General features: G+C 72.6%; 12 protein-coding genes. All 12 read left to right on the top strand.

Annotated elements, in window-relative coordinates; translation table 11 throughout:
• The first annotated feature begins 204 nt into the window (after positions 1-204).
• Genes O7613_RS13550 through O7613_RS13495 form a run of 12 tightly spaced genes read left to right on the top strand, consistent with a single transcriptional unit; the run spans position 205 to position 15,193 of the window.
• The gene (locus O7613_RS13550) at positions 205-1,860 is read left to right on the top strand and encodes an ABC transporter substrate-binding protein (protein WP_281588173.1); all 1,656 of its coding nucleotides are present in this window, start codon (positions 205-207) and stop codon (positions 1,858-1,860) included.
• 15 nt (positions 1,861-1,875) lie between these two features.
• Positions 1,876-2,886: an ABC transporter permease gene (locus O7613_RS13545; protein WP_282294202.1), complete on the top strand. Its 1,011-nt coding sequence runs from the start codon at positions 1,876-1,878 to the stop codon at positions 2,884-2,886.
• Positions 2,886-3,770 (top strand): ABC transporter permease, encoded by an 885-nt coding sequence (locus tag O7613_RS13540; protein WP_282294200.1) that lies wholly within the window; start codon positions 2,886-2,888, stop codon positions 3,768-3,770. Before O7613_RS13545 ends, O7613_RS13540 begins: the two co-directional genes overlap by 1 nt.
• A 2-nt stretch (positions 3,771-3,772) precedes the next feature.
• Entirely contained in the window at positions 3,773-5,803 is a 2,031-nt protein-coding gene (locus O7613_RS13535) for an ABC transporter ATP-binding protein (RefSeq protein ID WP_281590237.1), read from the top strand.
• Entirely contained in the window at positions 5,800-7,851 is a 2,052-nt protein-coding gene (locus O7613_RS13530; protein WP_282294198.1) for a hydantoinase/oxoprolinase family protein, read from the top strand. The genes O7613_RS13535 and O7613_RS13530 overlap by 4 nt, the downstream gene beginning before the upstream one ends.
• The gene (locus tag O7613_RS13525; RefSeq protein WP_282294195.1) at positions 7,848-9,536 is read left to right on the top strand and encodes a hydantoinase B/oxoprolinase family protein; all 1,689 of its coding nucleotides are present in this window, start codon (positions 7,848-7,850) and stop codon (positions 9,534-9,536) included. The genes O7613_RS13530 and O7613_RS13525 overlap by 4 nt, the downstream gene beginning before the upstream one ends.
• Positions 9,529-11,199 carry a hydantoinase B/oxoprolinase family protein gene (locus O7613_RS13520; protein ID WP_282294192.1) on the top strand — a complete coding sequence of 557 codons (1,671 nt, stop codon included), beginning with the start codon at positions 9,529-9,531 and terminating at the stop codon, positions 11,197-11,199. The genes O7613_RS13525 and O7613_RS13520 overlap by 8 nt, the downstream gene beginning before the upstream one ends.
• Positions 11,196-12,461, top strand: coding sequence for an amidohydrolase family protein (locus O7613_RS13515; RefSeq protein ID WP_281588179.1), 1,266 nt, complete (start codon positions 11,196-11,198; stop codon positions 12,459-12,461). Before O7613_RS13520 ends, O7613_RS13515 begins: the two co-directional genes overlap by 4 nt.
• Positions 12,458-12,871 (top strand): nuclear transport factor 2 family protein, encoded by a 414-nt coding sequence (locus tag O7613_RS13510; RefSeq protein WP_282294190.1) that lies wholly within the window; start codon positions 12,458-12,460, stop codon positions 12,869-12,871. Before O7613_RS13515 ends, O7613_RS13510 begins: the two co-directional genes overlap by 4 nt.
• Positions 12,868-13,872 carry a zinc-binding dehydrogenase gene (locus O7613_RS13505; protein ID WP_282294188.1) on the top strand — a complete coding sequence of 335 codons (1,005 nt, stop codon included), beginning with the start codon at positions 12,868-12,870 and terminating at the stop codon, positions 13,870-13,872. The genes O7613_RS13510 and O7613_RS13505 overlap by 4 nt, the downstream gene beginning before the upstream one ends.
• Positions 13,869-14,198, top strand: coding sequence for a TIGR04076 family protein (locus tag O7613_RS13500; RefSeq protein WP_281588182.1), 330 nt, complete (start codon positions 13,869-13,871; stop codon positions 14,196-14,198). The genes O7613_RS13505 and O7613_RS13500 overlap by 4 nt, the downstream gene beginning before the upstream one ends.
• Positions 14,195-15,193, top strand: coding sequence for an LLM class flavin-dependent oxidoreductase (locus tag O7613_RS13495; RefSeq protein ID WP_282294186.1), 999 nt, complete (start codon positions 14,195-14,197; stop codon positions 15,191-15,193). The genes O7613_RS13500 and O7613_RS13495 overlap by 4 nt, the downstream gene beginning before the upstream one ends.
• The last annotated feature ends 1 nt before the right edge of the window (position 15,194 follow it).

Here is a 15,194-nt window from a genome sequence, read left to right as displayed (position 1 = left end):
GACCGTGGCGGGTAACGATTGTGTGAACTTTGGTGAACACCGGCCGCATGAGTTATCCCGCAGTTCGAGCACGTTGAGGTGTCGATTCGGTAGACGTCTCGGTGAACGGCGTTCACCCTCTTGTTCACTGCTGCTAAATCCGGTAGAACACCAGGAAGGTCCGCAGCTCGGGCCGTCTGCCTCGTGCTTCCGGGAGGACTACTCATGGCTCGTTCACCTCGTCCGGGCGCCTCCTCGCCCGCGCTCTCCCGCCGCGGCGTCCTGCAGTTGGGTGGCGGCGTCGCGCTCCTGCTCGCCACCGGCGCCTGCGCCGCGGACAGCGGCGACAAGTCCGACGACGGCAAGCCGGGCGGCGCCGCCGCCAAGACGCTGCGCATCGCCGTCTCCAGCTACCTGTCGAGCTGGGACCAGGACTTCGTCGGCTTCGACCTGACCGCGCTGATGCTCTACAAGAACGTCTTCCCCTACCTGATCGACTACGGGGTCACCGACGCCGGCGGCAGCAAGATCCTCGACACCCAGAACATCATCCCGACGTTCGCCGAGTCGTTCGAGCCCGACGCCGAGCAGAAGGTCTGGACGCTCAAGCTGCGTCGCGGCGTGAAGTTCGCCAGCGGCAACGAGATGAAGGCCGCCGACGTGAAGTGGTCGAAGGACCGCGCGTTCGCCGCCCAGGCCAACGTCGCCGGCATCTACCGCACGATCGGGCTGACCGAGGCCGACCAGGTCAAGGTCGTCGACGACTACACGGTCGAGTTCCACCAGGCGTTCCCCAGCGCCCTCACCCGGCAGATCCAGGCGATCTCGCTGTACGTCTTCGACTCCGTCGAGGCCAAGAAGCGCGCCGGCGCCAGCGACCCCTGGGCCAAGGAGTGGTTCGCGAAGAACCCGCCCACCGGCGGCTACTTCAACGTCGCGAAGGCCACCCAGGGCCAGGAGATCGAACTCAGCGCGAACACCGGCTACCCGGGCCCGGACCCGGCCAAGACGTCGACCATCCGGATCTCGGTCGTGCCGGCCGCGTCCAACCAGCGGCTCCAGTTGCAGGCCGGCGACATCGACATCGCGCTCGGCATCAGCCAGCGCGACATCCAGGACCTCAAGAAGGCGGCCGGCATCAAGGTCATCTCGGCGGCCAGCAACCGCCAGGTCGCCATCCAGATGTCGGTCACCGCCGCGCCGTTCAACAACGTGAACGTGCGCAAGGCGCTCGCCTACGCGGTGCCGTACGAGCAGATCATCACCAACGTGTACGGCGGCGACGCCCGCGCGGCCAAGAGCCCGGTGCCGCTGGACATGCCCGGGTACGACGAGGTCGGCTACCCGTTCACCCACGACCTGGACAAGGCGAAGGCCGCCATGGCCGCCGCCGGTCAGGCGTCGCTCGACTCCGAGCTGGTCTTCGAGGCCGACAACGAGGAGCAGCAGAAGATCGCCGTCCAGGTGCAGGGCGAGGCGGCGAAGGCGGGCATCCGGCTCAAGCTGACCCCGCTCGACCCGGCCACGCTCGGCGAGCGGCGGACGAAGAAGAACATCCCGCTGCAACTCACCTCCGGGCAGCTCTGGGTGGACGACGTCGAATACATGCTCGCCACGAGCTTCGTCAAGGGCGCCAACCTCAACTACTCCAACTACAGCAACCCGGAGATCGAGCAGATCTACGAGAAGTCGCACACCACCGTCGAGACGGGCGCCCGCAACGCGCTGTGGAAGCGGGTCCAGGAGATCCTCGCCGCCGACGTGCCGTGGGTGGTGATCTGCCAGCCCAACTTCAACCTGCCCGTCCGGGAGTCCGTCGCCGGCTGGGTGCAGCCGATGGATGGTCTCGCCCGCCTGCGCTACCTGAGCGCATCGGCCTAGGAACGTCACCCACCCATGCGAATCCTCCGGTTCGTCGTCAGGCGGCTACTCCAGCTGATCCCCGTTCTGCTCGGCGTGGTCGTCCTGGCGTTCCTCCTGGTCCGGGTGCTGCCCGGCGACCCGGTCCGCAGCATCCTCGGGCAGAACGCCACCGAGGAGGACGCCGCCGCGGCCCGCGCCCGCTTCGGGCTGGACCAGTCCCTGTGGCAGCAGTTCCTGGACTACCTCCGGGGACTGCTCACCGGTGACTTCGGCACCTCGATCCAGAGCGGCGGCTCGGTGGGTTCGGAGATGGCGCTGCGGGTGGGGCCGACCCTGGAACTCGTCGTCATCTCGGTGACCATCGCGCTCGTCGTGGCCACCGTGCTGGGGATCTGGTCGGCGAAGCGGGCCAACCGGGTCGGCGACCACAGCGTCCGGATGTTCGCCCTGGCCGGCAACTCCGTCCCGGAGTTCTGGCTCGGCCTGGTGCTGGTGCTCGTCGGTTACAGCGTCCTCGGCTGGTTCCCGGCACCGAGCGGGCGGGTCGACCCGGACACCGGCCTCACCCCGCTCACCGGGGCGGACCTGGTCGACGCCGTCCTCACCGCCAACGGGCCGGCGATCGCCTCCGCCGCGGCGTACCTGGTGCTGCCGGTGCTCACCCTCGTCGTCGGTGTGGTCGCGCCGTTGCTGCGCAGCGTCCGCGCCTCCGCGCTGGAGGTGCTGCACTCCGAGTCGTACACCGCGGCGAAGGCGCACGGGCTGCGCGACCGGACGCTGCACCGCGGCTACCTGCTGCGGGCGACGCTGGTCCGGCTGCCGTCGCTGGCGGCGTTGGTCTTCGGCACGGCGATCGGCTCCACCGTGCTGGTCGAGTACGTGTTTTCGTGGCAGGGCTTCGGCCAGTGGGCCCTGCGCGGCCTGCTCTACCGGGACTACCCGGTGGTGCAGGCGTCGGTGCTGGTCATCGCGTTGTGCTACGTGCTGGTGTTCCTCGTCGCCGACGTGGTCCACGCGATCCTCGATCCGAGAGTGAGGCTCTGATGGCCGAGTCGCGCACCGTCGCGGACGGCGCCGCAGCCGCGCCGACGGTCGTCGCCGGCGGTGAGCGGGACAGCCGGTTCGCCCGCCGCATGATCATCGTCGGGGCGACCATCCTCGCGGTGGTCGCGGTGGTGACGGTGTTCGCGCCGCTGCTCAGCACCTGGGGCGAGACCGAGATCGACCCGGCGAACACCCTGGTCGCCCCGGGCGGCGGCCACCTGCTCGGCACCGACGGCAACGGCATGGACATCTGGAGCCGGATGCTCTACGCCGCCCGGCTCGACCTGGGCATCGCGCTGGCCGCGGTCGCGCTCGCCGTGGTCGTGGGCACCCTGCTCGGCCTGGTCGCCGGCTACGTCGGCGGCTGGCTCGACGACGTGCTGATGCGGGTGGTCGACATCTTCCAGTCGTTCCCGACGTTCATCCTGGCGCTGGCGGTGGCCGCCCTGCTCGGCAACGGCACGATCAACCTGATCATCACGATCGCGGCGGTGAACGCGCCGGCGTACGCCCGGCTGGTCCGCGCCGAGGTGCGGTCGCTGCGGGAACTGCCGTTCGTGGACGCCGCGATCACCTCCGGGGCGTCACCGGTGGGTGTGCTCTGGCGGCACCTGCTGCCCAACAGCCTCACCCCGGTGCGGGTGATCGCGCCACTGAACTGCGGCTGGGCGATGCTCACCCTGGCCGGGCTCTCCTTCCTCGGCCTGGGCGTGAACATCCCCGAGGCGGAGTGGGGCGCGATGATCAGCCTGGGCGCCGCGGACGTGGTCGGCGGCCGGTGGTGGACCTCGGTCCCACCCGGCCTGGCCCTGTTCGTCTGCGTCCTCGGGTTCAGCCTGCTCGGCGAAGGCCTGCAGGACCGCGCCAACGCGAAGCGGCGGTGACCATGCTGTCGATCGAGAACCTCTCCGTGACCATCCGGCGACCCGGCCGGCAGGTCGCCGCGCTCAGCGGCGTGACCTTCGCCGTACGCCCCGGCGAGGTCGTCGGCCTGGTCGGCGAGAGCGGCGGCGGCAAGAGCATGGTGGCCCGTGCCGTCGTGGGGCTGCTGCCCGGCGGCTCGCACGCCACCGGCCGGGTGCTCGTCGGCGACGCGGACGTGCTGCGCATGGACGACGCCGCGCTCGCCGCCCACCGCGGGCGGGGGGCGGCGATCTGCTTCCAGAACCCGCGCGGCGCGCTCAGCCCCACCCGCACCGTCGGCAAGCAGCTCGTCGACCGGCTCGCCACCCACCAGGAGATGTCCGGCGACCGGGCCCGGGAGGCGGCGCGCGAGCTGTTCGAGTCGGTCGGCATCCGCAGCGCGCGGCGGCGGCTCGACGCGTACGCCCACGAGCTGTCCGGCGGCATGGCCCAGCGGGTGATGATCTCGCTGGCCACCGGCTGCGCCCCGGACCTGCTGATCGCCGACGAGCCGACCACCGGCCTGGACGTGACGTTGACCCGGGAGATCCTGCGCCAGTTCCGGCAGGCGGCGGACGCCGACGGCCGGGGCGTGCTGCTGATCTCCCACGACCTCGCCTCGATCGCCGAGGTCTGCGACCGGGTGGTGGTCCTCTACGCCGGCACGGTGGTGGAGAGCGGACCGGCCGCGCAGGTGCTGCGGGAGCCCGCGCACCCGTACACCCGGGCCCTGCTGCGCTCGGTGCCGGACGTCGGCGGGCGACCGGTCGTCGCCACGCCCGGCGCCATGCCCCTGCTGACCCGGCCGCCGGAGAACTGCCCGTTCGTCGCCCGCTGCGCGCACGCCGACGGCACCTGCTCGGCCGAGCGTCCGGCCACCCGGCCGCTCGCCGGCGCCGCCGGCGACTGGTCGCTCGCGTGCTTCCACCCGCAGACCCGACCGCTCGACGCGGACCAGCCGTCGGGGTCGGTCCCGCCGCCGGCCGGCGGGGCGCCGGCCGGGCCGGACCCCAAGCCCGCCGTGCTGGAGATCGAGGACGCGCACGTGGTCTACCGCAGCCGGTTCGGCTCCGGCGGGCACCACGCGCTGCGCGGCGTCACGCTGCGGCTCGGCCCGGGCGAGACGCTCGGCGTGGTGGGCGAGAGCGGCTGCGGCAAGAGCACGCTCGCGAAGCTCGTCATGGGCCTGGTCGCGCCCACATCCGGCACGGTCACCGTCGCCGGGCAGGCCCTGGTCAAGCAACCCGGCCGGTCCCGGCCACGCGGCCGGGCGTTGCGCCGGGCGCGGACCCGGGCCCAACTCGTGTTCCAGGACCCGATCGGCTCGCTGAGCCCGCGCCGTACCGTCGGCGACTCCATCGCCGAGCCGCTGCGCGCCGCGGGCCTGTCCCCGGCGGAGCGCACCGCGCGCGTCGCCGCCGTGCTGGACCGGATGGAACTGGACCGCGCAATTCTCCAGCGGTATCCGCACGAGCTGTCCGGCGGCCAGGCCCAGCGGATCGGCATCGCCCGGGCCCTGGTCGGCGAGCCGGACCTGATCGTCTTCGACGAGCCGACCTCGGCCCTGGACGTCACCGTCCAGGCGCAGATCCTCGACGTGATCGCCGACGTGGCCGCCGACGCGGACCGCGCCTCGGTGTTCATCTCCCACGACCTGGCAACCGTGCGGGGATTCGCCGACCGCGTCGTGGTGCTCTACCTCGGCCGGGTCGTCGAGGAGGGGCCGGTGGACGTCGTCTTCGACACGCCCCGGCACCCGTACACCCGGGCGCTGCTGACCAGCGCCCCCCGGCTCGCCGGGACGGCCGGCGACGGCGGGGCCGTGGAACTGGTCAAGGACCTGGAGGAAGCCGACGCCGCCACCGGGTGCCCGCTCGCGGCCCGGTGCCCGTTCGTCACCGACAGGTGCCGATCGGAGCGGCAGGAGCTTCAGTCGTACGGCGAGAGCCGGGCCGCCTGCTGGCGCGTACCCGAGCTTCCCGCCCTCATCGGAAGGCAGGCCCTCACGCCATGACCCGTCGCCCCATCCGGCTCGCCGTCGACATCGGCGGGACGTTCGTGGACGCCATGGAACTCGACACGCGCACCAACCGGGTCCGCTTCCGCAAGGCGGCGACGACCCCGGCCCGGCCCGCGGACGGCGTGCTCGCCGCGATCACCGCGCTCGGCACCGACCTGTCCGAGGTGGAGCTGTTCATCCACGGCACCACGCTCGGGCTCAACGCGGTGCTGGAACGCCGGGGCGGTCGCACCGGCATCATCACCAACGAGGGTTTCCGGGACATCTTCCTGATCGGTCGCGGCAACGTGCCGTCCGAGCACATGTACGACTTCCAGTACCAGCGGCCGGAGAGCCTGGTGCGGCGCCGCTTCACCGCCGGTGTGCGGGGCCGGCTCGACCACCGGGGGCAGGAGGTGGAGCCGCTGGACCCGGAGAGCGTCCGGGCCGCCGCCCGCACGCTCGTGGTGGACCAGCAGGTCACCTCGATCGCCATCTGCTTCCTGCACTCGTTCCTCGACCCGAGCCACGAGCGGGCGGCGGCGCGTCTCATCCACGAGGAGTTCCCCGAGGTCAGCCTGTCGCTGTCGACGGACATCGTGCGCGAGTACCGGGAGTACGAGCGGACCAGCACCACCGTGCTGGAGGCGTACATCCGGCCGATCTTCGAGCGGTACGTGGACGAGCTGGAGGCCGGGCTGGCCGGGCGCGGCTTCGCCGGACGCTTCCTGATCATGCGCTCCGGCGGTGGCTCGATGACGAGCGCGGTGGCCAAGACCGCACCCACCCACACCGTGCTCTCCGGCCCGGCCGGCGGCATCGTCGGCGCCGCCTACGTCGCCTCCGAGCTGGGCCGGGACAACGTGCTCACGTTCGACATCGGCGGCACCTCGCTCGACGCCTGCGTGATCGAGCGCGGCAGCCCGGTGGCCGCGTACGAGGCCCAGTTGGAGCACTTCCCGCTGCTCATCCCCACCTACGACATCCGGACCATCGGCGCCGGCGGCGGCTCGATCGCCTGGCTCGACCACGGGCTGCTCAAGGTCGGCCCGCAGAGCGCCGGCGCGGACCCCGGTCCGGTCTGCTACGGCCGTGGCGGCACGAAGCCGACAGTCACCGACGCGGCGGTGGTGCTCGGCTACGTCGACCCGGAGCGGTTCCTCGCCGGCACCATGGGGCTGCGGGACGCCGAGGCGCGCGCCGCCATCGCCGAGCAGCTCGCCGAGCCGCTCGGTCTGACCGTGGAGAACGCGGCGGCAGGCGTGTTCGACGTGCTGCTGGCCCGCACCGTCGGCGCGGTCCGGCAGATCACCGTCGAGCGGGGCCACGACCCCCGGCGGTTCGCGTTGCTCGCGTTCGGCGGCGCCGGGCCGCTGCTGGCCCCGCTGCTGGCCCGGGAGATGGGCATCGGCGAGGTGATCGTCCCGTTCGCGCCGTCCGGCTTCTCCGCGTGGGGCATGCTCTCCGCCGACATCGTCAACGACTTCAGCCGTACCGTGATGGCCACCCTCGACGACGCGGACCTGGCGGAGCTGGAGCAGTTGTTCAAGGCGGTCGAGGCCGAGGCGGTGGCGTCGCTCGGGGCGCAGGGCGTGCCGGCCGGCGAGGCGGTGCTGGAGCGGCAGTTCGAGCTGCGCTACCTCGGCCAGGAACACAGCCTGATGGTCACCGTCGGGCGCGAGCTGGACCGCGACGCGGTCCGCGCCGCGTTCGACGAGACGCACCGCACCCGGTACGGCCACACCATGGGCAACCCGTTGCAGATCCTCAACCTGCGGGTACGCGGCATCGGCCGTACCGACCGGCCCGAGTTGCCGACCCGCCCGCGCGGGGACGGCGACCCGTCGCAGGCGTTGCTGACCCACCGGGACGCCTACGACTTCGGGCGGCACGCGGTGGTGCCGTTCGCCGTCTACGACCGGGCCGGCCTGGAGCCGGGCGACACCTTCGGCGGGCCGGCGCTGATCGACGAGGGCACCTCCACCACCGTGGTGCCCAGCGGCCAGCGGGTCACCGTCGACGACCACGGTTACCTGCTCGTCACCCTGGAGGAGGCCGCATGACCACGCTCGACGGAGCCCAGGTCGAGGTCGTCCGCAGCTATCTGCTGTCGGCGGCCGAGGAGATGCGGGCCACCCTCATCCGCACCTCGTTCAACCCGGTCATCTACGAGGTGCACGACTTCGGCCTGTCGATGTACGACGCCGACCTGCGGCTGGTCGCCGAGGCCACCGGGCTGACGTTCTTCCTCGGCGCGAACGACTTCTCGCTGCGCAAGGGCGTGGAGTACGTGGGCCGGGAGAACCTGCACCGGGGCGACGTGGTGCTGCTCAACTACCCGTACTGGAACGCGGCGCACGCGTACGACGCGACGCTGTTCGCCCCGGTGTTCCGGCCCGACCCGGCGGACCCGGACGCGGACGGCGACCTGGTCGGCTTCCTCTGCGTGCGCGCGCACTGGATGGACCTGGGCGCCAAGGATCCCGGCTACGTGCTCGACTCGACCGACATGCACCAGGAGGGGCTGATCTTCCCGGGCACCAAGGTCGTCTCCCGGGGTCGGCCGGTGCGGGAGATCCAGGAGCTGATCCGGTTCAACTCGCGGATGCCCGACGCGGTGCTCGGTGACCTGCACGCGCAGATCGCCGCGCTGCGTACCGGCGAGCGCCGGATGTTGGAGATCGTCGAGAAGTTCGGCCGGGACAGCGTCGACCAGGCGATCGACCGCATCATCGCCGACGGGGAGAGCCGGGCCCGCGCGGCGCTGGCGACCCTGCCGCAGGGCACCTGGACCGCCGAGGACTGGGTGGACGACGACGGCATCACCGACGACCCGGTGAAGATGCGCGTCACCGTGACCATCGCCGACGGGCGCTTCGTGGTCGACTTCGCCGGCTCGGCCGCCGCCACCCGCGGGCCGATCAACATGCCGTTCGGCGCGACCGAGGCGATCTGCAAGGTGGTGCTGAAGTCGCTCACCTCGCGCGACGAGCCGTCGAACGCCGGCACGGTCGCGCCGCTGGAGGTGCGGGCCGAGCCGGGCAGCCTGTTCCACGCCGTCTACCCGCAGCCCACGTTCACGCTGTGGACCGGCATCGTCGCGGTGGAGCTGATCCTCAAGGCGTTGGCGCAGGGCATGCCGGACCTGCTGCCCGCCTCCTCCGGCGGCGACGTGCCCGGGTTCATGATGGTCGGCCTGCACCCGGACACCGGGCAGATGTTCGCGGTCAGCAACAACGACCTGGTGGGCTGGGGTGGCACCGCGCGGCACGACGGGATGGACGCCGCCACCCACGTCTCCGGCAGCACCGGCCGGGGCACCCCGATCGAGGTGATGGAGGCCAAGACGGGGATGTTCTTCGAGCGCTGGGAGATCCGCACCGACTCCGGCGGCGCGGGCCGGTTCCGGGGCGGGTGCGGGCTGCGGCGGGACATCCGGTTCGTGACGCCTGGCGAGTTCCTCACGGTGATCAAAAAGACGAAGAGCGCGCCGTGGGCGCTGGCCGGCGGCGCGCAGCCGGAGCCGAACCAGGTGGTGGTGTTCCCGGGCACCGACCGCGAACACCGGGTGAGCACCAAGCGCACCACGGTCGCGGTGGGGGACCGGGTGACGTTGCTGACCGCCGGTGGCGGTGGGCACGGCGACGTGCGCAGCCGCGACCCGGAGGCGGTACGGCGGGACGTGGCCGAGGGCTACGTCTCGCCGGAGGCGGCCCGGGACGTGTACGGGGTGGACGTCGATGGGTGAGCCGACGGTCGACGGGGCGACCGTCGAGGTCGTCCGCAGCCACCTGGTCTCGGCGGCCGAGGAGATGCGCGCCGCGCTGGTGCGCACCGCGTTCAACCCGGTCATCTACGAGGTGTACGACTTCGGCATCTCCGTCTACGACCGGCACCTGCGGCTGGTCGCGGAGTCGACCGGGTTGTCCCGTTTCCTCGGCGCGAACGACTACTCGCTGCGCCGGGGCGTGGAGTACGTGGGCCGGGAGAACCTGCACCGGGGCGACGTGGTGCTGCTCAACTACCCGTACTGGAACGCGGCGCACACCTACGACGCGACCATGTTCGCGCCGGTCGTGCTGCCCGGCAGCGAGGAGCTGATCGGCTTCCTGTGCATCCGCGCGCACTGGATGGACCTGGGCGCCAAGGATCCCGGTTACGTGCTCGACTCCACGGACATGCACCAGGAGGGGATCGTCTTCCCCGGCACGAAGGTGTACGCCCGGGGCGAGCCGGTGCCCGAGATCCACGAGCTGATCCGGTTCAACTCGCGGATGCCGGACCTCGTCATCGGCGACCTCAACGCGCAGATCGCCGCGCTGCGTACCGGTGAGCGGCGGATCACCGAGCTGTACCGCGACTACGGCCCGGCCGTGGTGGACGCGGTGGTCGACCGGGTGATCGACGTCGCCGCCGAACGCGCCACCGAGGCGGTGGCCGCGCTGCCGCAGGGCACCTGGACCGCCGAGGACTGGCTCGACGACGACGGCGTCTCCGACGACCCGATCCGGATGCGGGTCACCGTCACCGTCGCCGACGGCGAGTTCACAGTGGACTTCGCCGGGTCGTCGCCGGCGGTGCCCGGGCCGGTGAACCTGCCGCTGGGCGCCACCATCGCCACCTGCCGGGTCGCGTTCAAGGGCGTCACCACGCCGCACGAGCAGACGAACGCCGGGCACTTCGCGCCGCTGCGGGTACGCGCCGAACCCGGCTCGCTGTTCCACGCGGAATATCCGGCCGCCACGTTCACCCAGTGGACCGGCACGGTCGCGGTGGAGCTGATCCTCAAGGCGCTGGCGCAGGGCATGCCGGACCGGCTGGCCGCCTCCTCCGGCGGCGACGTGCCCGGGTTCATGATGGTCGGCCGGCACCCGGACACCGGGCAGATGTTCGCGGTCAGCAACAACGACCCGGTCGGGTGGGGCGGCACGCCCGGGCACGACGGGATCGGACCGGCGAACCACCTGTGTCAGACCCAGGCGCGCAACACGCCCGTCGAGGTGCTGGAGGCGAAGACGGGGATGTTCTTCGAACGGGTGGAGATCCGCACCGACTCCGGCGGCGCCGGCCGGTTCCGCGGCGGGTGCGGCCTGCGGCGGGACATCCGATTCGTGACTCCAGGCGAGTTCCTGATGGTGATCAAGAAGACGAAGAGCGCACCGTGGGCGCTGGCCGGCGGCGCGCAGCCGGAGCCGAACCAGGTGATCGTCTTCCCCGGTACGGACCGGGAGCACCGGGTGAGCACCAAACGGACGCCGGTGGCGGTGGGGGACCGGGTGACGGTGCTGACCGCCGGTGGCGGCGGGCACGGCGACCCGGGGTCGAGGGATCCGGAGGCGGTACGGCGGGACGTGGCCGAGGGCTACGTCTCCCCGCGGGCCGCCCGAGACGTCTATGGAGTGATCGCGTGAGTGCCGCCTATTCCCCCGAACCGTCGAGCCTGCTGCTCGGCAACTGCACCGTGCTCGACGCCCGCGTGGTGACCGGCATGGGGCCCGTGACCGGGGCCGGGGTGTGGGTCCGCGGCGACCGGATCGCCGCCGTCGGGCCGTACGCCGAGGTGGCCGCCGAGGCGCGGACCGCCGGCCGGCTGACCGAGGTGGACCTCGACGGCGCGTACCTGACGCCCGGCCTGGTCAACATGCACACCCACTTCTCGTTGTCGCTGCCCGGCGCGGGCGGCGACAACGTCAAGGGGATGGGTCCGTACGACCTGGCCCACTACATGGCCGACGGGGCGCGGCGCACGCTGCACTCCGGCGTGACCACGGTGCGTTGCGTGGCGGAGAAGGACCACGCCGACTTCGCGTTGCGACGGGCGATCACCGCCGGCCGCACCCCGGGCCCGCGTATCCACACCGCCGGCCGGGCGCTCGTCTGCACCGGCGGGCACGGCCACGAGAGCAACGACACGCTTGAGTGCGACGGCCCGGTGGGGTTCCGCCAGGGTGTCCGCAGTCAGATCAAGGCCGGCGCCGACCTGATCAAGGTGATGATCTCGGGTGGCATCGCCGGCGAGCACGAGAGCATCCATACGCCGCAGCTCTTCGCCGACGAGATGACCGCGGTGATCGAGACCGCGCACGCGTGGGGCCGCAAGGTGACCGCGCACGCCGGGCCGGCCGAGGTGATCGGCGCAGCGGTGGAGCTGGGGCTGGACTGCGTGGAGCACGGCTACCAGCTCACCCCGCAGGTCGCGGCGCGGATGGCCGAGCGGGGCACCGCGCTCGTACCGACGCTGCTGGTGACCCGCTGCAAGGAGTTCTTCGACGAGCTGGGCGTGCCGGAGTGGATGCAGTGCCGTTCGCTCGGCGCCGGCCCCCGCCACCTGGAGAGCTTCGACCTGGCCGTCGCCGCCGGGGTGGAGGTGCTGCTCGGCAGCGACATGCCCCCGTTCTGGCAGTTCGAGGGCACCACCGCCTCGATCCGGGAGTTGGAGTTCATGGCCGAGCGGATCGGCGCCGCCCGGGCGCTGCACGCCGGCACGCTCGGCCCGATCCGGTGGCTCGGCGCGGAGTCCGACCTCGGCACGGTCGAGGCCGGCAAGCTGGCCGACCTGATCGCGACGGACGCCGACCCGCTTGCCGACACCTCGGCGTTCCGCGACGTGCGGTGGGTGATGAAGGGCGGGCAGATCGCCCGCGACGACCGCAACCAGGAGGAGACGCGATGACGTTCGCGGAGGCGGGCGCGGCGGAGATCGCCGCCGGCATCGATGACATGTACGCCGCGTTCCTCGCCGGGGACCGGCAGCGGTTCGACGCGCACCTGCATCCCGAGGTGACCACCTGGGAGACGCACCTGCCGGGGCCGCTGCGGACCCGGGCCGAACTGGACGACTACCGCGCGCGGCGGGACGCCGCGGGTCAGCGGCCCCGGCTGGCGGTGCTCGCCGCGCGGGACAAGCGCATCGACGTCTGGGGCGACTCCGGCGTCGCCAGGTACGTGCTGGTCTCGCAGCTCGGGCCGGACGACGAGCCGGAGCTGACCCGGGTCACCGACGTGGTGCGCCGGATCGACGGCCGCTGGGTGATCGTGCACCACCACGCCGAGCTGGTGCGGGACCCGGTGGGCGCGGCATGATCCGCCGACTGGTCGCGCAGCGCACCGGCGAGCCGGCCGACGTGCTGTCGGTCGCCGAGTTGCCCGACGACCCGCCGCCCGGCCCCGGCGAGGTGCGGCTCGCCGTGCGGACGGTGGGCCTGAACTTCCTCGACGTGATGCTGTGCCGGGGCGAGTATCCGGTGCGGCCGGACCCGCCGATGACGCCAGGCGTGGAGGTGGCCGGGCGGGTCGTCGACGCCGGCGCCGGGGCCGAGCACCTGCTGGGCCAGGAGGTGCTTGCGTGCCCGGCGCTGCCGCGCGGCGCGCTCGGCACCACGGTCACGGTGGACGCCGCCGTGGTGGTGCCGCGACCGTCCACCGTCGACCCGGTGACCGCGGCGGCGCTGCCGGTCACCTACCAGACGGCGTGGTTCGCGCTGGAACGAGCCGGCGTCACCGCCGGGCAGAGCGTCCTGGTGCACGCCGGCGCGGGCGGTGTCGGCATCGCCGCCACCCAGCTCGCGGTCGCGCGCGGCGCCCGGGTCCTCGCCACCGCGGGCGGCCCGGCCAAGACGGCGATCTGCCGCGGCCACGGCGCCGAGGTGGCCGTCGACTACACGGCCGGGGACTTCGTGCCGGTCGTGCGGGAGGCCACCGGCGGCCGGGGCGTGGACGTCGTGGTGGACCCGGTGGGCGGCGACGTGTTCGCCCGCTCCTGGGACTGCCTCGCCTTCGAGGGCCGCCTCGTCGCGGTCGGCGCGGCCGGCGGCGCGCCGCCGGCCGTCGACCCGCTGCGGCTGATGGCGGCGAACGCGACGCTCGTCGGCCTCTCCTGGGGGTCGCAGTATCCGTGGCAGCGGCCGTCCGCGGTCGAGTCCGCCTACCAGGAACTGTTCGACATGTGCGCCTCCGGCGCGGTCCGGCCGCCGGTCAGCCGCGTGGTGTCGCTGGACGGGGCGCCCGCGGCGCTCACCGAACTGGCCCGACGCCGGACCACCGGCAAGATCATTGTGCGGATCGACGAAGGGGAGGGGCCGTGAGTGACAACGCGGACGGCGACATGGAGATCTACGACCTGCGGGTGACCGTCGACCGGATCGAGGGCCGGTCGGTGTGCGGCATGGCCGTCGGCGACCACTTCGACCTGACCAACAGCGCCCACCTGCGGATCCCCGAGGGAAAGCACTTCTGCGTGTACGCGCTCGCGTCGGTGCTGCCCTTCCTCGCCGCGAAGCAGCGGGACCTGGCGCCGGGGGACTGGCTGGACCAGGATTCCCACTTCATCTGCCCCGACCCGGAGGAGCGGCTGGTCATGAAGGTGGAACGGACGTGCCGGCGACGAATGGACTCGGCGGAGCTGACGTGACCGTCGAGATCGGACTCGGCCTGCAGAGCGACAAGCCCGCCGGCGCCTACGCCCGGCTGGCCCGCGCCGCCGAGTCGCACGGCTTCGACGTGCTCACCGTTTTCGGCGACCTGATGTACCAGCCGCCGATCTTCCCGCTGCTGGAGATGGCCCAGGCCACCGACCGGGTACGCCTCGGCGCGGCCTGCCTGAACCCGTACTCGATGGCCCCGTACGAGATCGCCGGTCAGCTCGCCGCTCTGGACCTGGCCTCGCACGGGCGGGCCTACCTGGGGCTGGCCCGGGGGACCTGGCTCGGTGCGGTCGGCCTTCCGCAGCCGCGACCGCTTACCACGATCGAGGAGGCCGTCGAGGTCGTCCGCCGCCTGCTGCGCGGCGACCGGAGCGGCTTCGACGGCCGGGTCTTCTCGCTGGCGGCCGGCACCGCCCTGCGCTACGCCGTGCACCGGCCCGACCCGCCGCTGCTGCTCGGCGCGTGGGGCCCGCAGGGCGCGGCCCTGGCCGGCCGGATCGCCGACGAGATCAAGGTGGGCGGCAGCGCCAACCCCGATATGGTGCCGGTGATCCGCGAGCGGCTCCGGGCCGGCGCGGAGAAGGCCGGGCGGGATGTCGCCGACGTCGGCATCGTGCTCGGCGCGGTGACCGTGGTCGACACCGACGGCGAGGCGGCCCGGGCGAAGGCTCGCACCGAGGTGGCGATGTACCTGGCGGTCGTGGCGGAGCTGGACCCGACCGTGGCGCTCCCCGACGACCTGGTGAAGCGGGTCGGCGACCTCGTCGACGCGGGCGAGCACGCGGCGGCCGGCCGGTCGATCCCGGACGACGTGCTGGACCGGTTCGCCTTCTCCGGCACCCCGGAACAGGTGGCCGCGCAGGCACAGGCGCTCATCGACGCCGGCGTCCGCCGGGTCGAGTTCGGCACGCCGCACGGACTGACCGACGAGCGCGGCGTGGACCTGCTCGGCTCCGCCGTCCTGCCCCTGCTGCGCAGGTGAG

The organism is Micromonospora sp. WMMD975, from assembly GCF_029581215.1.
Classification (GTDB): Bacteria; Actinomycetota; Actinomycetes; order Mycobacteriales; family Micromonosporaceae; genus Micromonospora.
The sequence above is the reverse complement of the archived record's forward strand: the minus strand, read 5'-3'. Positions and strand labels throughout refer to the sequence as shown.